This is a genomic window from Methylobacterium sp. DB0501 (genome assembly GCF_011043735.1).
GTDB classification, from domain to species: Bacteria; Pseudomonadota; Alphaproteobacteria; order Rhizobiales; family Beijerinckiaceae; genus Methylobacterium; species Methylobacterium alsaeris.
Genome location: NZ_JAAKGV010000050.1, coordinates 1 through 18,520 on the forward strand (window position 1 = coordinate 1; position 18,520 = coordinate 18,520).

General features: G+C 72.3%; 21 protein-coding genes and 1 pseudogene. 7 read left to right on the forward strand and 15 right to left on the reverse strand.

All coding sequences use genetic code 11. The features are described from left to right. The 3 genes from G4G93_RS35670 to purS all read right to left on the reverse strand — a co-directional run. Positions 1-183 (reverse strand): hypothetical protein (locus tag G4G93_RS35670; RefSeq protein ID WP_206289950.1); only part of this gene is annotated, 183 nt, incomplete at its 3' end. Positions 184-376: 193 nt separating this feature from the next. Next, the gene (gene purQ, locus G4G93_RS34465) at positions 377-1,063 is read right to left on the reverse strand and encodes a phosphoribosylformylglycinamidine synthase subunit PurQ (RefSeq protein ID WP_165091789.1); all 687 of its coding nucleotides are present in this window, start codon (positions 1,061-1,063) and stop codon (positions 377-379) included. Further along, on the reverse strand, positions 1,060-1,302 hold the full coding sequence (gene purS, locus G4G93_RS34470) for a phosphoribosylformylglycinamidine synthase subunit PurS (protein ID WP_165091791.1): 243 nt from the start codon (positions 1,300-1,302) through the stop codon (positions 1,060-1,062). Before purS ends, purQ begins: the two co-directional genes overlap by 4 nt. 285 nt (positions 1,303-1,587) lie before the next feature. Between purS and G4G93_RS34475 the strand changes: the two genes are divergently transcribed. From G4G93_RS34475 to G4G93_RS34490, 4 genes are all read left to right on the forward strand, one after another. Next, positions 1,588-2,325 (forward strand): helix-turn-helix transcriptional regulator, encoded by a 738-nt coding sequence (locus G4G93_RS34475; RefSeq protein ID WP_165091793.1) that lies wholly within the window; start codon positions 1,588-1,590, stop codon positions 2,323-2,325. Between the two features lie 177 nt (positions 2,326-2,502). After that, positions 2,503-3,183 (forward strand): acyl-homoserine-lactone synthase, encoded by a 681-nt coding sequence (locus tag G4G93_RS34480; RefSeq protein WP_165091795.1) that lies wholly within the window; start codon positions 2,503-2,505, stop codon positions 3,181-3,183. A 10-nt stretch (positions 3,184-3,193) separates the two neighbouring features. Then, positions 3,194-3,502, forward strand: a complete 309-nt coding sequence (locus G4G93_RS34485) for a hypothetical protein (RefSeq protein WP_165091787.1) — start codon at positions 3,194-3,196, stop codon at positions 3,500-3,502. Positions 3,503-3,606: 104 nt separating this feature from the next. Beyond that, complete coding sequence (locus G4G93_RS34490) at positions 3,607-3,837, forward strand: hypothetical protein (protein ID WP_165091797.1); 231 nt, start codon at positions 3,607-3,609, stop codon at positions 3,835-3,837. Between the two features lie 58 nt (positions 3,838-3,895). Here G4G93_RS34490 and G4G93_RS34495 read toward each other — a convergent pair whose 3' ends face one another. From G4G93_RS34495 to gap, 6 genes are all read right to left on the reverse strand, one after another. After that, entirely contained in the window at positions 3,896-4,954 is a 1,059-nt protein-coding gene (locus G4G93_RS34495; RefSeq protein WP_165091799.1) for a tetratricopeptide repeat protein, read from the reverse strand. A 2-nt stretch (positions 4,955-4,956) separates the two neighbouring features. After that, positions 4,957-5,670 carry a thiamine phosphate synthase gene (locus tag G4G93_RS34500; protein WP_165091800.1) on the reverse strand — a complete coding sequence of 238 codons (714 nt, stop codon included), beginning with the start codon at positions 5,668-5,670 and terminating at the stop codon, positions 4,957-4,959. 156 nt (positions 5,671-5,826) lie between these two features. Further along, on the reverse strand, positions 5,827-6,912 hold the full coding sequence (fba, locus tag G4G93_RS34505) for a class II fructose-bisphosphate aldolase (RefSeq protein ID WP_165091802.1): 1,086 nt from the start codon (positions 6,910-6,912) through the stop codon (positions 5,827-5,829). An 87-nt stretch (positions 6,913-6,999) separates the two neighbouring features. Next, complete coding sequence (locus G4G93_RS34510) at positions 7,000-8,202, reverse strand: phosphoglycerate kinase (RefSeq protein ID WP_165091803.1); 1,203 nt, start codon at positions 8,200-8,202, stop codon at positions 7,000-7,002. A gap of 58 nt (positions 8,203-8,260) precedes the next feature. Next, positions 8,261-8,746, reverse strand: a complete 486-nt coding sequence (locus G4G93_RS34515; protein WP_165091805.1) for a hypothetical protein — start codon at positions 8,744-8,746, stop codon at positions 8,261-8,263. Positions 8,747-8,855: 109 nt separating this feature from the next. Then, entirely contained in the window at positions 8,856-9,863 is a 1,008-nt protein-coding gene (gap, locus tag G4G93_RS34520) for a type I glyceraldehyde-3-phosphate dehydrogenase (RefSeq protein WP_165091807.1), read from the reverse strand. Positions 9,864-10,380: 517 nt separating this feature from the next. On the opposite strand from gap, the gene G4G93_RS34525 reads away from it, so the two are divergent. The 3 genes from G4G93_RS34525 (at position 10,381) to G4G93_RS34535 (ending at position 12,483) form a co-directional block, all read left to right on the forward strand. Continuing rightward, the gene (locus tag G4G93_RS34525; RefSeq protein ID WP_165091809.1) at positions 10,381-11,529 is read left to right on the forward strand and encodes a diguanylate cyclase; all 1,149 of its coding nucleotides are present in this window, start codon (positions 10,381-10,383) and stop codon (positions 11,527-11,529) included. Between the two features lie 221 nt (positions 11,530-11,750). After that, positions 11,751-12,038, forward strand: a complete 288-nt coding sequence (locus G4G93_RS34530; protein WP_165091811.1) for a DUF4164 domain-containing protein — start codon at positions 11,751-11,753, stop codon at positions 12,036-12,038. A gap of 64 nt (positions 12,039-12,102) precedes the next feature. Continuing rightward, on the forward strand, positions 12,103-12,483 hold the full coding sequence (locus tag G4G93_RS34535) for a cell division protein ZapA (protein ID WP_165091812.1): 381 nt from the start codon (positions 12,103-12,105) through the stop codon (positions 12,481-12,483). Positions 12,484-12,838: 355 nt separating this feature from the next. Here G4G93_RS34535 and guaB read toward each other — a convergent pair whose 3' ends face one another. The 6 genes and pseudogenes from guaB to G4G93_RS34565 form a co-directional block, all read right to left on the reverse strand. Continuing rightward, a complete protein-coding gene (gene guaB / locus G4G93_RS34540) occupies positions 12,839-14,332 on the reverse strand; it encodes an IMP dehydrogenase (RefSeq protein ID WP_165091814.1) in 1,494 nt (497 codons plus the stop codon). A 161-nt stretch (positions 14,333-14,493) separates the two neighbouring features. Then, on the reverse strand, positions 14,494-16,023 hold the full coding sequence (locus tag G4G93_RS34545; RefSeq protein ID WP_312892328.1) for an NAD(P)/FAD-dependent oxidoreductase: 1,530 nt from the start codon (positions 16,021-16,023) through the stop codon (positions 14,494-14,496). Beyond that, entirely contained in the window at positions 16,020-16,922 is a 903-nt protein-coding gene (locus G4G93_RS34550; RefSeq protein WP_165091816.1) for an alpha/beta hydrolase, read from the reverse strand. Before G4G93_RS34550 ends, G4G93_RS34545 begins: the two co-directional genes overlap by 4 nt. Positions 16,923-16,927: 5 nt before the next feature. Next, positions 16,928-17,746, reverse strand: a complete 819-nt coding sequence (locus G4G93_RS34555) for an SDR family oxidoreductase (RefSeq protein WP_165091817.1) — start codon at positions 17,744-17,746, stop codon at positions 16,928-16,930. A gap of 97 nt (positions 17,747-17,843) precedes the next feature. After that, a complete protein-coding gene (gene minE / locus G4G93_RS34560; protein WP_165091818.1) occupies positions 17,844-18,104 on the reverse strand; it encodes a cell division topological specificity factor MinE in 261 nt (86 codons plus the stop codon). Continuing rightward, a pseudogene (locus G4G93_RS34565) lies at positions 18,101-18,520 on the reverse strand (septum site-determining protein MinD); the annotation flags it as partial. The pseudogene G4G93_RS34565 and the gene minE, both read right to left, overlap by 4 nt.

The window sequence follows — 18,520 nt, forward strand, 5'->3', positions numbered from 1 at the left end:
CCGTCGCCCTTTCAGGCGCGAGGCGAGATCTCCCCAGGTAAGAGCACGTTCCGTCCCTGCACGACCGCCGGATCTACGCCGCCTCGCCTTGATCACGAGAGCTTCGCGGCTGTTTGCCCGCTCGCCCTGCTCAGCGTCGCCTTCTATCCGGTTCTTGTTCATCGGCCCGCAGGTGCGCTCCACGCTTCCTCCCCACGGTCGGTCGCCCTTCCGCAGTTGCGCTTCACTTCGCTCGCCGTGACCAGCTCACGGAGGGACTTCCACCCTCAAGAACGCGCCCATGCTGGGCGCACAAACGAGAACGGCGGGTCCCGAGGGGGCCCGCCTTTCTCCCATCGTCGGTTCCTGACACGGCCGTCTCAGGCGGCCGTCCCGCTCAGGCGGCCTTGGCCAGGCTCTCGAACAGGCCGCGCCCGTCGGTGCCGCCGACGAGACCTTCGACGAAGTTCTCCGGGTGCGGCATCAACCCGAGGACGTTGCGGGTCTCGGAATAGATCCCGGCGATCGAGTTGAGCGAGCCGTTGCGGTTGGCCTCGACCGTGAGCCCGCCGGCTTCGTCGCAGTAGCGGAACGCCACCCGGCCCTCGCCCTCGATCCGCGCCAGCGTCTCGGGATCGGCGAAATAGTTGCCCTCGCCGTGGGCGATGCAGACGTCGATCACCTGGTGCCGGGTGTAGGCCCGGGTGAAGGCGGTGTCGGCGCGCTCGACCCGCAGGGTCTGCCGGTGGCAGAGGAAGCGGCGGTTGACGTTGCGCATCAGCACGCCCGGCAGCAGGCCGGACTCGCACAGGATCTGGAAGCCGTTGCAGATGCCGAGCACCAGGCCGCCCCGGGCGGCATGCGCCCGCACCGCGTCCATGGCGTGGGCGCGCCCCGCGATGGCGCCGCAGCGCAGGTAATCGCCGTAGGAGAAGCCGCCGGGCAGGACCGCGAGGTCGGTGCCGGCGGGCAGGTCCGTCTCGGTGTGCCACACCGCGGTCACCTCGGCGCCGGACAGCCGCAGGGCCCGGGCGACGTCGGCGTCGCGGTTCGAGCCCGGGAAGACGACGATGGCGGCCTTCATCGGGCGATCTCGACGCGGTAGTTCTCGACCACGGTGTTGGCGAGCAGCCGGTCGCAGGCGGCCTTCACGGTCGCCTCGGCGGCGGCCTCGTCGGCGGCCTCGACCTCGACCTCGAAGAACTTGCCCTGGCGCACGCCGGCGATGCCGGAGATGCCGAGCGAGCGCAGCGCGCCTTCGATCGCCTTGCCCTGGGGGTCGAGGACGCCGGTCTTCAAGGTGACGGTGACGCGCGCTTTCATCGGCCAGACCTTCGACAGCGGAGGGCTACTTTCAGGCTCCCGATAGTGCGGAACGGGCGCCGAGGCAACGTCGGGCGGGGAACTCGTGCGAGCGTGGACGCGCGCATTGATCTTTGTTGGTAGGATTCTAATACTGAGATCGGGCGGCAGGCATCGCGAGACGGACGAGCCCGCCTCGCGCGAGGGCGGCTTGAGGCAGGGCGGCCCGGCACAAGCCGGTTGGGCGCGAAGTCGGCTCGGCGCAAGCCGATTTGGCGGGGACAGCCCGGGGTTCAGGGGTAGGTCATGTCGGACGCCGATGACGCGTTCATTCGTCAAGCATTCGACCTGATCGACGGCCTCGACGGCCTCTCGGACCCGCTCGACGTGCAGACAGCGATCTTCGACCTCGTCGCCCGCTGCGGGTTTTCGTATTTCGCGATCACCCGCCTGCCGCAGCCGGGCGAGCGGCTCGGCCCGAACCTGCTGCTCAGCGTCTGGCCGGACGGGTGGCTGTCGCATTACGACCGAGTCGGCCATTACCGCCACGACCCGGTGGTGCGGCACTGCCTGCGCACCACCGAGCCCTTCGCCTGGAACGAGGTGCCCCCCGAGCCGGACGCCGCCCCCCGGTCCCGCCGGGTGATGGAGGAGGCGCGCGAGCACGGCATGGGCGCCGGCTACTGCGTGCCGATCTACGATGCCCACGGATTCCAGGGCGGGATCTCGATGGCCGGCGAGCGGATCGAGCTGCCGTCCCGGGTGCGCCGCGCCGTCCACCTGCTCGGGCTCTACGCCTGGTCGGCAGCGGCCCGCACCACGATTCGCCAGCGCAAGTCGGCCGGCCGCCTCCTGAGCGCCCGCGAGCGGGACGTCCTGTCCTACGCCGCGCAGGGGCGCACCCGCGAGGAGACCGCCGACATCCTCGGCGTCTCGGTCGAGACCGTCGCCACCCACCTGCGCAACGCCCGCGGCAAGATCGGCACCCGCAACACCACCCACACGGTGATCGAGGCCCTGCGCCTGCGCGAGATCGTCCTCTAGACAAAACGTTTCTCGACCACGTTTCCCCGCCGGGCCGCCATCTGGCCAAATCCGCATCGCGGCTGCGCCATTTGCGCGCGTCGGCCTCGCCCTACCGGTTTTCGGGGATACCGGGACGTCCGCTCCTCTGGCCTTACTCACTGGGTGCATCGGGGCCGGACCGGGGAACGCCATCGCATGATCCGCCTCCACGTCATCGACCGGGCGAATCGCGGCCTCTATGCGGACGCGCTCGCGCAGCACCATGACCTGCGGCGGGCCGCCTTCGAAGAGGGCGGCGGCCGGGCGCTGTGCGCCGTCGACGCCGCCGGGCGCGACCGCTTCGACACCGGGGCCACGCGCTACCTCGTGGCGATCGACGGCGACGGGCAGGTCGTGGGCTGTACGCGACTGCTGCCCTCCGACGGGCCGACGCCGCTGAGCGAGGTCTTCCCGCATCTCGCCGAGATTCGCGGCGTCGCCCGCGGACCCGACACCTGGGAATCCACCGGGTTCCTCGCCTGCGCGCGCTACCGCCGGGAGCGGCCGCTGTCGCAGCCGGCCGGCATCGTGGCGGCGGGCCTGATCGAGCATTGCCTGGAGCAGGCGATCCCGCACCTGAATCTCGTCGCCGAGACCGCCCGGATCCCCCAGATGGCGGAGTTCGGCTGGCGCCCGAGGCCGCTGGGCCTGCCGATCGCCCACGAGGGCGTCTCGCTCTGCGCCGTCCGGATCGCGGCGAGCCGGGAGGCCCTGGAGGAGACGCGGGCGGCCTACGGCATCGTCGCCTCGGTCCTGGCGCGAACCCATCCCCCGACCCCGCCCGACCGTGCCCGGTCACCGGACCGCGCGCGGTCCGGGCGCGGCCTGGCAGCCTGAGGCCGCAGCGATGACGCAGCATGACGGCACCCGCCTCTCCCCCCAGGCCTTGCGCCAAGCCGCACGCCAAGCCGCCCGCAAAGCTGCCCGGCAGGCCTCCCGTCAGGTCTCGGGCCAGGCCTCTTGCGTCGTGCGGTCGCCCGTTGGGACCCGCGCCGCGGCCGACCACATGGCCGAGCACCTGATCGAGGCCTACCGGTACGCCGCAGAATGCGAAGATCCGGTCGCCCGCGACCTGATCCGGCTCGCGCTCTGGCATGTCGGCCGCACCTACCCGCCCTCCGGCCTGACGCCGGCGCCGGAGGAGCAATGGTCGTGACCCTCGACCCCTCCCATCCGCTGCCGGATCCCGCCGCCGGCTCCCGCGCCCCTCGCGCGCCGGCCCCTTCCCCGACCCGTTCCGCATTCGACCAGGCACGCATCATGGCGCCCGCTTTCCATACCCCCCTGTCGCCGTCCGGCCTGTCACAGGCCGCCCGGGCGGAGATCCAGGCCCTGCGGCTGGCCGCCGGCATCCTCGACCTGCAGCACAGCGCGAGTCCGCAGATCCGCGACCTGCCCTCCGTGCAGGCGATGATCCGCGCCGCCGCGGCGGTGTTCGACGAGTTGGGCTTCGGCGAGGAGGCCGAGGTCGACCGGGCGATGTCGTCCTGACGGAACGCGCGCTGCGGCCGGGACGGGCGGCGCCGGTCCAAGGCCGCGCCTCTTCGCCTTACGGCCCCGCCCGGTCCGCCGCCAGCCGCTCCGCCCTCGCCTTCTCCTCCGGGCTGAGCCCGGCCACCGCCTGGGTCAGCCAGGCATCGGAGAGGCCCTGCGCCCGCGCGGCCATGTCCCAGGCCGCCGCCTCGACGAGGTTTTTCGCGATGCCGCGGCCGCTGGCGTAGAGGCGGGCGACGCGGTTCTGCGCGACGGCGTTGCCCCGGAAGGCGGCGTGGCGGAAATAGCGGGCGGCGCGGGCCTCGTCCTTGGCGACGCCCTCGCCGTTGAACAGCAGGATCGAATACTCGACCTCGCCGGCAAGGTCGCCGTTATCGGCGGCGCGGCGGAACCACTCGGCCGCCCTGGCGGGATCCTTCGGCAGGCCGCGGCCCTGCAGGTAGAGCACGCCCAGCGCGTGCTGGGCCGGGGCCAGCTCCTGGTGGGCGGCCTGGCGCAGCAGGTCGGCCGCCCGGGTCAGGTCCGCCGGCACGCCGGTGCCGATCAGGATCAGGGCGAGGTTGTAGCTCGCGGTGGCATCGGCCCGGGCGGCGGCCTTCTCCAGAAGGGCCCGGCCGGCAGCCTGGTCCTTCGGAAGGCCGCGGCCCTCGATCTGCATCATGCCGAGGGTCGCCGCGGCGTGCGGATCGCCGAGATTGGCGGCGAGCCGGTACCATTCGGCCGCCCGCGCGGGATCCTGGCGCACGCCGAGGCCCTGGCTGTAGAGTTCCGCCAGCAGCGTCATGGCGGGGAAATCGGTCTTGTTGGTCTCGAGGCGCTTCGTCGCCTCCTTGAACGCCGTGACGTAGAAGCCGCGCTGGTAGGCGCCGTAGGCGAGGTCGGCGTTCGGGTCCTTCGAGGGGGCCGGCGGCAGCGAGGCCGCGCCCGGCAGGGTCTTGTTGGGCGCCCCGAAGGTCTGCACGCCCGGCAGGGTCGGCGCGGGCGCGATCGGCGCCGCCGGCGCGGGGGTCGTCGACTTGGCGGCGGCCGGCCCGGCCGCCAGGCTCACGGCACCCATGGCCGCGAGGCCCGAGGCCCGGAGGAGCGTCAGGGGCGCGAGGCGGGTTCGGCGCATCCTCACCCCTCCCCGGCCGGGCGGTCCTGGATCAGCCGCTGCGCCTCGGCCACCGCGGCCTCGCCCCCCTCCCCGGCCCAGAGGACGGGATCGAGGCCGATGAACTCGGCCCCGGTGGCGACGAGGTCCGGAACCGCCGCGAGGTCGCGGGCGAGCGCGATGCAGGGCGTCTCGAAGATCTCGACCCACCAGGTCAGCCGCGCCACGAGGTCGTCGAGGGACAGCTTCGCCTCGTCGCCGAACAGGACGTAATCCGCGCCGGCCTCGCCGGCCTCCATGGCGGCGTGCTTGCTGCGCAGGCGCCCGACGCCGAGGATGCGGCCGTCGCGCAGGCGCTCGCGCAAGGAGCGCAGCGGGCTCTCGCCCTCGTCCTCGTCGTCCTCCTCGTCGCCGGCCTCCGCCGGGCCTTCCGCTTCCGGCCGGTCCTCCGCCCCGTAATTCGCCGGGACGTGGACGCCGTCGGCACCGCTGCGGGAGGCCACGGTGGCGAGGTCGATGCCCCCGCCGCCGGCCAGCACCAGGGCCGCGCCGGCCTCCTGCACCGCGGGCGCCACCGCCTTGACGGCGTTGACCAGCGCGCGCTCGTCGCCGGGCGGCAGGCGCAGGATCACCGCGGCGACGTCGCCGGCCTTGACCGCGCGCGCCAGGCGCTGGCCGAGGTTCGGGCCGGCCTCGGGGGCCGTGAGGAGGATCAGGCGGGTCTGGGGTTCGGCCATCGGGGTGTTCAGTCGAGCCTGGGATCGGGGCGAAAACGTACGGACAGAGAAGCGCGGGTGAAAAAGCACGGGGCGGACGGCCCTTCGGCCGCCCGCCCTGCTGCCCGGTCAATGGGGCGGCGATGCGGCGCGAGGGGTCCCCGCGCCGCGTCCGCCTTACTCCGCGGCGGCCTTCGACGGGGCGAAGGACGGGTCGAGCTTGCCGGCGGCGTAGCGCTTGGCCATCTCGGACAGGGCGATCGGCCGGATCTTGCCGGCGTTGCCCGCCGTGCCGAACTCCTCGAAGCGCTGCTTGCAGAGCTTCGTCATCGCGTCCATCGCCGGCTTGAGGTACTTGCGCGGGTCGAACTCGGCCTTGTTCTCCTGCAGGACCTTGCGGATCTGGCCAGTCATCGCCATCCGGTTGTCGGTGTCGATGTTGATCTTGCGCACGCCGTGCTTGATGCCGCGCTGGATCTCCTCCACCGGCACGCCCCAGGTCGGCTTCATCTCGCCGCCATACTGGTTGATGATGTCCTGGAGGTCCTGCGGGACCGACGACGAGCCGTGCATCACCAGGTGGGTGTTGGGCAGGCGGCGGTGGATCTCCTCGATCACGTTCATCGCCAGCACCGCGCCGTCGGGCTTGCGGGTGAACTTGTAGGCGCCGTGCGAGGTGCCCATGGCGACCGCGAGCGCGTCGACCTTGGTGGCGGCGACGAATTTCTCGGCTTCCGCCGGGTCGGTCAGGAGCTGGTCGTGCGACAGGGTGCCTTCCGCGCCGTGACCGTCCTCGGCCTCGCCCTGACCGCTCTCGAGCGAGCCGAGCACGCCGAGCTCGCCCTCGACCGAGCAGCCGGCCCAGTGCGCCATCTCGGTCACCTTGCGGGTGATCTCGACGTTGTAGTTGTAGTCCGCCGGGGTCTTGCCGTCGGCCTTGAGCGATCCGTCCATCATCACCGAGGTGAAGCCGTACTGGATCGCGGTGGCGCAGGTCGCCTCGTTGTTCCCGTGATCCAGGTGCATGCAGACCGGGATGTGGGGATAGATCTCGACGAGGCCGTCGATCAGCTTGGCCAGCACGACGTCGTTGGCATAGGCGCGGGCGCCGCGGCTGGCCTGCAGGATCACCGGCGAGTCGGTGGCGTCGGCCGCCGCCATGATGGCGAGGCCCTGTTCCATGTTGTTGATGTTGAAGGCCGGCACCCCGTAGCCGTGCTCGGCGGCGTGGTCGAGGAGCTGCCTGAGCGTGATGCGCGCCATGTCGAAATCCTCCGAGACTGTCACTGTTGCCGCATGATAGCGGACGGGTCGGCGGGCGTCATAGTCCCGCCGACCTGAACGGAACCCTCAAGCTTGCCGACGCAGGGCGTCGACGCCCGGGAGCGGCTTGCCCTCGAGCCACTCCAGGAAGGCGCCGCCGGCGGTCGAGATGTAGGTGAAGTCCGCGGACACGCCGGCATGGTTGAGCGCCGCCACCGTGTCGCCGCCGCCCGCCACCGAGACGAGCTTGCCGGCCTTGGTGCGCTCGGCCGCGTGGCGCGCCGCCGCCACCGTGCCCTGGTCGAAGGGCGCGATCTCGAAGGCGCCGACGGGACCGTTCCACACCAGGGTCCTGGCGTCGTCGATCGCGGCGGAAATCCGGTCGACCGAGAGGCCGCCGATATCGAGGATCATGCCGGTCTCCGGGATCGCGTCGATCCCGTAGGTGTGGTGGGGGGCGCCGGCCTTGAACTCCTCGGCCACCACGCCGTCGACCGGCAGGATGATGGCGCAGTTCTTCTCCCGCGCCGCCTCGATGATCGCCTGCGCGGTGCCGGCGAGGTCGCGCTCGCACAGCGACTTGCCGACGCCGATTCCGGCGGCGTGCAGGAAGGTGTTGGCCATGCCGCCGCCGATCACCAGGGCGTCGACCTTGGCGACGAGGTTCTTCAGGAGGTCGATCTTGGTCGAGACCTTGGAGCCGCCGACGATCGCCACCACCGGCCGGGCCGGGGCCTCGAGGCCCTTGGTCAGCGCGTCGAGCTCGGCCTGCATCAGGCGCCCGGCATAGGCCGGCAGCACGTGGGCGAGGCCCTCCGTCGAGGCGTGGGCCCGGTGGGCGGCCGAGAAGGCCTCGTTGACGTAGACGTCGCCGTTCTCGGCCAGCGCCTTGACGAAGGCGGGGTCGTTCTTCTCCTCGCCGGCGTGGAAGCGGGTGTTCTCCAGCATCAGGACGTCACCGTCCTGGAGCGCCGCCACGGCGGCCGCCGCGGTCTCGCCGACGCAATCCTCCGCGAAGGCGACCGGGCGGCCGAGTTCCTTCGCGGTGGCCTCGGCGATCGGGCGCAAGGACTCGGCGGCGACCGGCTTGCCCTTCGGACGGCCGAAATGGGCGAGCAGGATCACCCTGGCGCCGGCCTCGACGAGTTCGCGGAGCGTCGGCAGCACGCGCTTGATGCGGGTGGAATCGGTGACGCGGCCCTGGTCCATCGGCACGTTGAAGTCGACGCGAACGAGGACGCGCTTGCCCTTCAGGTCGCCGGCATCGTCGAGGGTACGGAAACGGGTCATCGGCGGGGGCACCTTACACTGACAAGGGGGAACGGGCGCGGAGATCAACGCGATGCGATCAGCGCAGCGGGATCAGGCCCTGGAGGTTGAGGCGCTGCGCCACCAGGGTGAGCGCCACCGTCAACACGGCGGTGACCACGGCCGTCAGCATCAGGGCGCCGAGGCCGGGCAGGCCGCGGGTGCGCTCGGACAGGGCCCGGACCTCGGAGCGCAGGGCCGCGAGATCGGATTGGCGGGCGGCCTCGTTCATGCGGGCGCCGGCCGCCTCGACGCGGTCCTCGACGCGGCCGAGCAGCGCCTCGGAGCGGGCGTACTTGTCCTCGATCCGCGAGGCCTTGTCCTCGATGCGGGCGAGCTGGTCGGCGACCTGGCCCGGCAGCGCGGCGGCGTGGGGCGGGGCCGGCGGCACCGCGACGGCCGGGACCGCGGCCGGCGGCGCGGCGGGCGGTGTCGGAATCGGGCCGGGCGACGGGGTGACGGTCGAGGTCGGACCCTGCGGCAGGGGAGCGTTCGCGGGGCGGGTGGAGGGCGCGGCGTCGGTCATCGGCGGATCCTCGGGGGCGAATCCTGGGGGTCAACGGGAGCGGTCCCTGGGGGGACCGCCCGAAAACGAAGGCCGGCCCGTTCAGGGCCGGCCCGTCGCGTCTGCCGTGTCAGATGAGCTTGGCCATCGCGATGGCGGTGTCGGCCATGCGGTTCGAGAAGCCCCACTCGTTGTCGTACCAGGTCAGCACGCGCACGAAGGTGCCGTCCATGACCTTGGTCTGGTCGATGTGGAAGGTCGACGAGTGGGGATCGTGGTTGAAGTCGATCGAGACGTTCGGGGCCTCGGTGAAGCCGAGCACGCCCTTGAGCGGGCCGTTCGCCGCCGTCTTGATCGCCTCGTTGATCTCGGCGACCGAGGTGGCGCGCTTGGCGACGAACTTGAAGTCGACGACCGAGACGTTCGGGGTCGGCACGCGGATCGAGGTGCCGTCGAGGCGCCCGTTCAGCTCCGGCAGCACCAGGCCGACGGCCTTGGCGGCGCCGGTCGTGGTCGGGATCATCGACAGGGCCGCGGCGCGGGCCCGGTAGAGGTCCTTGTGCATCTGGTCCAGCGACGGCTGGTCGTTGGTGTAGGAGTGGATCGTCGTCATGAAGCCGCGCTCGATGCCGACGGCGTCGTTGAGCACCTTGGCGACCGGGGCGAGGCAGTTGGTGGTGCACGAGGCGTTGGAGACCACGAGGTGGTCGCCCGTCAGCTTGTCGTGGTTCACGCCGTAGACGACCGTGAGGTCGGCGCCGTCGGCGGGAGCCGAGACGAGGACGCGCTTGGCGCCGGCATCGAGGTGGAGCTTCGCCTTGTCCTTCGAGGTGAAGATGCCGGTGCATTCCATCGCGATGTCGACGCCGAGCTCGCGGTGGGGCAGCTCGGCCGGGTTCTTGATCGCGGTGACGCGGATGCGCTGGCCGTCGACCACGATGTGGTCGCCCTCGACCGAGACGGTGCCGGGGAACTTGCCGTGGACCGAATCGAAGCGCAGCAGGTGCGCGTTGGTCTCGACCGGGCCGAGATCGTTGATGGCCACGACCTCGATGTCGGTACGGCCGGCCTCCTTGATGGCGCGCAGGACGTTGCGGCCGATGCGTCCGAAGCCGTTGATGGCGACCTTGACCGTCATGTGTTCTCTCCCGTGTGGGTTGCGTGGCGGRGGGGGCCGGGGCGGGTGGGCCCCGCGGCGGGGCGGGCCGCGCGGCGAGGACCGGCGCGGCGCGTGTCGGGACTGAGCGATGAGGGGCGGATCGGGCCGCCGGATCGGGCTGCGCTCGCGGTCCCGAACGCGCCGGCCGTCCCTTCGGGGACGGCGCTGGCGGGGGGCACGGGAGGCGTCACGGCAGCTCGTATCTGTCTGTCCGCCGGCGACAACCGCCCGGCGGGGGCGCCGGCTTCCTAACATGGCACCCGGGCGTGTCAAACCCTGGGCCCGGCTTGGGGAAAACCGGCACCGGGTGACCGGCGGGAGCCCGCAGGACGCCCTCGCGCGGCCGCGTCGGCGGCTCCGTGCCGGCCCGGCCTCGCGAGCGAGATCGGCTCGGGCATCCCTTAACCATTTCGCGCAACGGGTGGAAGACGACGCAATCCGTAACCGAAAATTGCACTCGTACGCGTGTAGGTCGGGGGCGCAGGTGACGACAGCGATGCAGATCGATCTTCACACCCTTTACGCCCTGATCATCGGGACGCTGCTGGTCGCGGTCGCGATGACCTTGTGGGAACGTCAGGCCCACCCGGCGCGTGCTGCCGTTCTTGGAATCTGGGCCGGCGCCTACCTGGCCTTCGCGGCGGGGCTGGTCGTGGCGATGAACCGGAACCGGCTGCCGGGCGTCGGCGGCGCGGCGCTCGCCAACCTCCTGATCGTCGCCGGCTACCTGCTGGTCCTGCACGGCGCGGTCCGCCTCGACGGGCCGGCGCGACTGCGCCGGTCGCTCGCCGGGCTCGCGGTGCTGGCACTCCTGTGGGCCACGGTCGGCACGCACTTCCCCGGCGCCTTCTGGAACTACGTCGCCTCGCTGCCGATCGTACTGGCCTGCGGCCTCACCGCCCTGGCCGTCCGGCGCAGCCGCACCGCCCGGAGCCTGCGCTCGCGCCCGGTGGTGATCGCGATCGCAGCCGGGCACGGCCTGTTCAACCTAGGGCGGGTGGCCCTGACGCCCCTCCTCGTCGCCGCCTACGGCGAGGGGCTGCTGCCGGTCTTCGGCAAGATCACGATGTACGAGGGCGTGCTCTATTCCGTGGCGATGCCGATGGGGCTGATCGCCCTGGTGCGCGAGGAGGCGCAGGCCCAGGCCCTGGCGGCGTCGCGCACCGACTACCTCACCGGCCTCCAGAACCGCCACGGCTTCTTCGAGGACGGCGCGAAGCGGCTCCGCGGGCAGCCGGCCGCCCTGCTCGCCTTCGACCTCGACCACTTCAAGGCGATCAACGACCGCCACGGCCACGCCGCCGGCGATGCGGTGCTGCGGCTGTTCGCCGACACCGCCCGCCGGGCGGCCGGGCCCGACGCCCTCGTCGCGCGGCTCGGCGGCGAGGAATTCGCCGTCCTCCTGCCCGGCCGCGACGTGGCGGCGGCGCTGCTCGTCGGCGAGAGCATCTCCCGCCTCTTCGCCGCGGCGGCGGCCCGGCACGGCGAAGGTCCGGGCATCCCGGCGACCGTCAGCGTCGGCCTCGCGGCGGCATCGCCGGGCCTCGACGACGATCTCCCCGCCCTGCTCTCGGCCGCCGACCGCGCGCTCTACCGGGCCAAGGCCGGCGGCCGGAACCGCCTGGAGGTGGCGGCGGCAGCGTAGAGCGCGATCCGGCCGCGCTCCAAATGGTCGGGTTGCCGCATGGCCTGCGACGAACCGGTTCCCGCTTCGCCGGACAATGCTCCAGGTCGTCCCCACACTCCCCAGTTGCCCCATCCGATTCTCCGCGCGGGCCGGCACGGCGATTGCGAGGCGCGGCGCGGGCCTTTAGGGTTTCCGCCACGTATTCCCGCGTTCCAGTCCGCGTAATCCCGGAGGTGAGCATGACCGCAGCGGTGGAGGAAGCGCTGCGCCGCCTCGAAGCCTCGGTGGCCCTGCTCGAATCCGCGGTGGCGCGCCGGCTCGATGCGGAGCGCAGCCACAGCGACCTCGAGACCGAGCTGGAGATCATGCGCGACGACCGGGCCCGGCTGGCGGCGGAGCTCGACGGGGCGACGGCGCGCCTCGCCGAGATGCAATCGGTCACGGACGACGTCGACCACCGCCTCGGCCGCGCCATCGGCACCGTCGAGGGCGTGCTCGGCCGTTCGGGCGAGCGCGGCGAGGGCTGAGGCGAAGGCCGCGGCGAAGGCCGGGGCTCTTGGACTGACGTTTCCTGCGTGCGAGGAGGGGGCGATGCCTCAAGTGACGGTCACCATCGCCGGCAAGACCTACCGCATGGCCTGCGGCGAGGGCGAGGAGAGCCACCTCGAGGGGCTGGCGGCGAGCTTCGACGCCCGCATCGGCGACATGCGCAAGGCCTTCGGCGAGATCGGCGACATGCGCCTGCACGTGATGGCGGCGCTCACCCTCGCCGACGAGCTGGCCGAGACCAAGCGCCGGATGGAGGCGATGGAGCGCGACACGGCGGCCTTGCGTGCCTCCACCGATGCCGGCACCGCCGAGCGCGAGGGCTCCGAGGCGCGCCTCGCCGAGACCGTGCAGCGCACGGCGGAGCGGATCGAGCGCCTGGCCAAGAGGCTGGGATCGGCGCCCGGCGGGGCGCAGGGAACCTGACGCCCGCGGCGTCCATGCCGTCCGCCGCCTCAACCTTAAGCTGCCCGGCGATCGAGGAATCGCCGGGCCTCGACGGAGGGCTCCAGGGGCCGCAGATGGTTCCGGAGGCCCCGTTCGAGGGCCGGTCGGGTCTGTCCCGTCATGCCGCGGCCGCGCAGCCGAGCCCGGAATCCAGACACACGGCTCAACGGCAAACGGGCGGAACCCCGTCCGCCTCACCTTGCCATCCCTGGCGGCTCCGGGTCCCGGGCTCCCGCCTGCGGCGAGCCCCGGCACGACCCTGTCGGGTGGGCGCGCGATCGGCGCGCGCCCGACGGCGACTCATCCAGAGGGTCGTCGGAAACGACCGTCTGTCTCAGACCCGCCCCGGATAGTTCGGGCTCTCCCGGGTGATCGTCACGTCGTGGACGTGGCTCTCGCGCAGGCCCGCATTGGTGATGCGGATGAACTGCGCCTTCTCCTGCATCTCCGGGATCGACGGGGCGCCGACATAGCCCATGGCGGCGCGCAAGCCTCCGACGAGCTGGTGCAGCACCGCCGCGACCGGGCCCTTGTAGGGGACCTGGCCCTCGATGCCCTCGGGCACGAGCTTGTGGGTGTCGCTGACCTCGGCCTGGAAGTAGCGGTCGGCCGAGCCGCGCGCCATGGCGCCGACCGAGCCCATGCCGCGATAGCTCTTGTACGAGCGGCCCTGGTACAGGAACACCTCGCCCGGGGCCTCGTCGGTGCCGGCGAGCAGCGAGCCGAGCATCGCCACCGAGGCGCCGGCGGCGATCGCCTTGGCGAGGTCGCCCGAATACTTGATGCCGCCGTCGGCGATCACCGGCACGTCGGCTTCGTTGCCGGCCTCGACCGCCTCCATGATGGCAGTGAGCTGGGGCACGCCGACGCCGGCGACGATGCGGGTGGTGCAGATCGAGCCCGGGCCGATGCCGACCTTGATCGCGTCGGCGCCGGCATCGATCAGCGCCTGGGCGCCCTCGCGGGTCGCGACGTTGCCGGCGATGACCTGCACGGCGTTCGACAGGGTCTTCACCCGGCGCACGCTCTCCAGCACCTTGGCCGAGTGGCCGTGGGCGGTGTCGACCACGATCACGTCGCAGCCGGCATCGATCAGGCGCTCGGCCCGCTCGAACCCGCCGTCGCCCGTGGTGGTGGCGGCGGCGACCCGCAGGCGGCCCTGCTCGTCCTTGATGGCGTGCGGGTAGGCGACCTGCTTCTCGATGTCCTTGACGGTGATGAGCCCGATGCAGCGGTAGTGGTCGTCGACGACGAGCAGCTTCTCGATGCGGAACTGGTGCAGCAGGCGCTTGGCCTCGTCCTGGGTCACGCCCTCGCGCACGGTGATCAGCCGGTCGCGGGTCATCAGCTCGGAGACCGGCTGGCTCTGGTTGGTGGCGAACCGCGTGTCGCGGTTGGTCAGGATGCCGACGAGCTTGCCGCGCGAGCCGTTGGGCCCGCGCTCGACCACCGGAATCCCCGAGATGCGGTGCTGGCGCATCACCTCGTAGGCGTCGGCCAGGGTCTCGTCCGGATGGATGGTGATCGGGTTGAGCACCATGCCGGACTCGTACTTCTTGACGAGGCGGACCTGCTCGGCCTGCTCCGGCGGCTCGAGGTTGCGGTGGATCACCCCGAGGCCGCCGTTCTGCGCCATCGCGATGGCCATCCGGGCCTCGGTGACGGTGTCCATCGCCGAGGCGATGATCGGCATGTTCAGCTTGATCGTGCGGGTGAGGCGGGTGCCGAGATTCACCTCCGCCGGCATCACCGAGGATGCGGCGGGGCGGAGCAGGACGTCGTCGAAGGTCAGGCCCTCGATGATCGAACCGGTGCTGATGCGGGCCATGAACCAACTCCTGGTGCGTGCGGCGCCCTTCGGGATCGACCGCGAAATCGGCGTCGCGACGGGCGATTTGCCCGGCAAATGCCTGTCTTGAGTTGGCACCGGCCGATAGCACGCGTGTGTGACGGGCGCAAAGCACTATCGCCGCAGCGCAGCGATGCGATTCACGCCTCTTGCGCGGCGGCGACCGGCTTCCCCGCCGGGGTGAGGGTGAATTCCGCCCAGTCCGGCATCCGCATCGCCTTCTGGTAAGCGACGACGGTCCCGGGCCAGAGCGCGATGTTGCGGCCCTCGCCGTCCTGGTACCAGCTGGCGCAGCCGCCCTGCTGCCAGATGCTGCCGGACAGCCGCGCCTCGAGGGCGGCGAGGTCGCGGGCCTGGGCCTCGGGGGTCGGCTCGATCGCCGCGAGGTCGCGCGCCCGCATCTCGGAAAGGCAGGCGAGCACGTACTCGACCTGCGCCTCGACCATCAGCACCACGGAGTTGTGGCCGAGGCCCGTATTGGGCCCGAGCAGCATGAAGAAGTTGGGGAAACCCGCGAGCGCGACGCCGCGATGCGCCGTCACCCGCTCGCCCCAGGCGCGGGCCAGGATCAGCCCGTCGCGGCCGACCACCGGCACCCGGGCGAGGGAGGCGGTGACGTCGAAGCCGGTGGCCAGCACCAGCACGTCGAGGGGGTGGTGGCGCCCATCCGCCATCGTCACGCCGTCGGGGGTGACGGTGCGGATGGCATCGGCCTCCAGCGTCACGTTCGGCCGGGTCAGGGCTGGGTAGAAGTCGTCGGAGAGCAGCACCCGCTTGCAGCCGAGGCGGTAGGGCGGCGTCAGCTTGGCGCGCAACGCGGGATCGGCGACCTGCTTGCGCAGGTGGTGCCGGCTCGCCGCCTCGGCGAGGCGGGTGAGGCCCGAGACCCGGATGAAGCCGAGGAGCGCCCGCGCCTCCCGCGCCCAGAACTGCACCGCGCGCACCAGCCGGCGGGCCGGCGGCAGGCGGCGGAACAGGGCCTGGAGCCGTGCGCCGATCGGCCGGTCGTTGCGCGGCATCACCCAGGGGGCGGTGCGCTGGAACAGGGTGAGATGCCCGACCTCGGGCGCGATGGCCGGCACGACCTGGATCGCGCTCGCCCCCGTGCCGATGATCCCGACGCGCCTGCCCCGCAGCGCGATGCCGTGATCCCAGGACGAGGTGTGGAAGAGCGGGCCGAGGAAGGTGTGCAGGCCGGGGATCGCCGGAATCGCCGGATGGTGCAGGGCCCCCATGCCGGAGACCAGCACCCGGGCCTCGAGCGCCCCGCGGTCGGTCTCGACCCGCCACAGGGACTGCGTCCCGTCCCAGACCGCCCCGGTGACGGCCGTGGCCAGCGAGAGATGCTTGCCGAGTTCGAACCGCTCGACCAGGTCGCGCAAGTAGGCGGCGATCTCCGGCTGGCCGGCGTAGGTGCGCGTCCAGTCGGGCTTCGGGGCGAAGGAGAGCGCGTAGAGATGGGCCGGGATGTCGCAGGCGGCACCCGGATAGGTGTTCTCGTGCCAGGTGCCGCCGACCGCACCGGCCTTCTCGACCACCAGCAGGTTCTCGATGCCGGATTGCCGGGCGCGGATCGCCATGGCGAGGCCGGAGAAGCCGGCCCCGATCACCAGGAGGTCGAGGGGCTTGTCCGGCCAGGGTGCCGCCGGCGGGGCGGGCGCGTCGGTCACCGCACCGCCTCCGGCACCCGCGCATGGGTCTTCAGGAAGGCGGCCGCCTCGGACAGGGAGCGGCGCCCCTCCGGCAGGAACGAGCTGGCAAGCTGCCAGACATGCGGCACCACCGGCCAGGTCTTCACGGTGGCGTCGACGCCCGCCGCCCGCGCCTTCTCGGCGAAGCGGACCGAATCGTCGCGCAGCACCTCCCGCTCGCCGACATGGAACAGGAGCGGCGGCAGACCGGTCGGATCGCCCTCGATCGGCGAGGCGAGCGGGTCGGTGGGGTCGTGCCCGGCGAGGTAGAGATCGACGAGGTGCTGCAGCTTGGTGGGCTCGAACATCGCGTCGCGACGGGCATTGGTGCGCATCGACTCGCCCCGGCCCAGCATGTCGGTCGAGGGCGAGAACAGCACGGCGGCTTGCGGTTGCGGCAGGCCGTCCCGGCGCGCCCGCAGCATCAGGGCGAGGGTCAGGTTGCCGCCGGCCGAATCGCCCGCGATGCCGGCCGGCCCCCCTGCCGCGAAGGCGGACCAGCAGGCGGCGGCGTCGTCGAGGGCGGCCGGGAACGGGTGCTCGGGGGCGAGGCGGTAATCGGGGCAGAAGACCCGGAAGCCCCGGGCCGCGAAGCCGCCGGTGAAGGGCCGGTGGGTGCGGGGCGAGCAGGCGATGAAGCCGCCGCCATGCAGGTAGAGGAGGCGCGGCGCATCCGGTGCCGCGTCCGGGCGCTCGGCCCACTCGCCCGGGATGCCGCCGACGCTCCCGTCGCGGAAGACGATGCCGGGCTGGTCGGGGAAGCTCGCCTGGTTCATGACCCGCCGGATCGCCGCGAGGTCGCCGCCGGCGCGCGCGATCTTCGGCCTCACCTGCCGGCGGACGATCCAGTTGAAGAAATAGGCGCGCAGGCTCGTCATCGGGGTCACTCCATGGCCCGGGCGATCAGCGACCAGTAGCGCACCGGCATCAGGCGCTGGATCAGCGCCACCTGGGCGGCGTCGCGTCCGACGACGATGCGGGGCTCGCGCCGGGCGATGCCGCGCAGGATGCGCTCGGCCGCCGCCTCGGGGGGCAAGCGCAGGTGCCGCTCGACGGCGGCCTTGCCCCGGGCGACCTCGGCGGGATCGAGGCGCGGGCCGGCCCGGGCGCTGCGGGCGATGGCGGTGGCGACACCGCCCGGATGCACCACGCTGACGCCGAGATTCGTGCCGGCATATTCGTGCCGCAGCGCCTCGGAGAAGCCGCGCACCGCGAACTTGCTCGCCGCATAGGCCGCCTGGCCCGGCGGGGCGACGATGCCGTAGAGGCTCGACACGTTGACGACCTGCGCCGCCGGCCGGCCCTCGAGAACGGGGAGGAAGGCGTGCGTCATCCGCACCACGGCGCGGAAGTTGACGTCCATCAGCCAGTCGAAATCGGCGAGCTCGACATCGGCGAAGCGGCCGGCCAGAGCCACGCCGGCATTGTTGACGAGGAGATCGAGCGGCCCGTGCCGGGCGGCGACCGCCTCGGGCAGGGCCGCGATGCCGCCGGCATCCGTGAGGTCGAGGCGGTGGGCGCTCACGTCCCGCCCGAGGGCCCGCACGGCCGCCTCGCTGCGGGCGAGCCCGTCGGGGTCGCGGTCGATCAGGACGAGGCGGGCACCGCGCCGGGCGAGGCCGGCCGCGAGGGCCGCGCCGATGCCGCTGCCGGCCCCGGTGACCAGGGCCAGCTTGTCCTGCAATGGGAAGGCATCCGCCAACAGCACGCTCCGTCCGGCCCCGTCATGCCTTGAATCGCCCGGGCCGGACGGGAGCGCAAGGGGCGAGAGGTGCGGGCGAGAGGTGCGGTCAGGAGGCTCACGCCGCCCGGTGGATCGCCTTCGGCAGCTCGACGTCGATCTCCAGGGTCGAGACGGAATTGCCCCGCTCCATGGTGATCTTCACCTTGTCCTGGTCGATCGCCACGTGCTTGGCGATGACCGCCAGGATCTCCTCGCGCAGGACCGCCACCAGGTCCGAGCGCCCGAAGGCGGTGCGCTCGTGCGCCAGCAGGATCTGCAGGCGCTCGCGCGCCACCGGCGCCGTCCCGCGCCGCGACAGGAAGTTCAGCAGGTTCATGCCGCCCTCCGGGTGAACAGCTTGCCCAGCAGCGAGCGCCGCTCGGACGGCACGATCATCTCGACGGTCTCGCCCCTGAGGCGGCGCACCGCGTCGGCATAGGCCCGGGCCGGCGCGCTCTGCGGCGCGTTCAGCGTCACCGGGCTGCCGAGGTTCGAGGCCTTCAGCACCTCCTCGCTCTCCGGGATCACGCCGAGCAGGGGGATCGACAGGATCTCCAGCACGTCGTCGATCTTCAGCATCTCGCCGCGCTCGGCCCGGCCGGGGTCGTAGCGGGTGAGGATCAGGTGCTTGTCGAGCCGCTCGCCCTTCTCGGCGCGCTCGGTCTTGGAATCGAGCAGCCCGATGATCCGGTCCGAGTCGCGCACCGAGGAGACTTCGGGGTTGGTCACCACCACGGCGATGTCGGCGTGGCG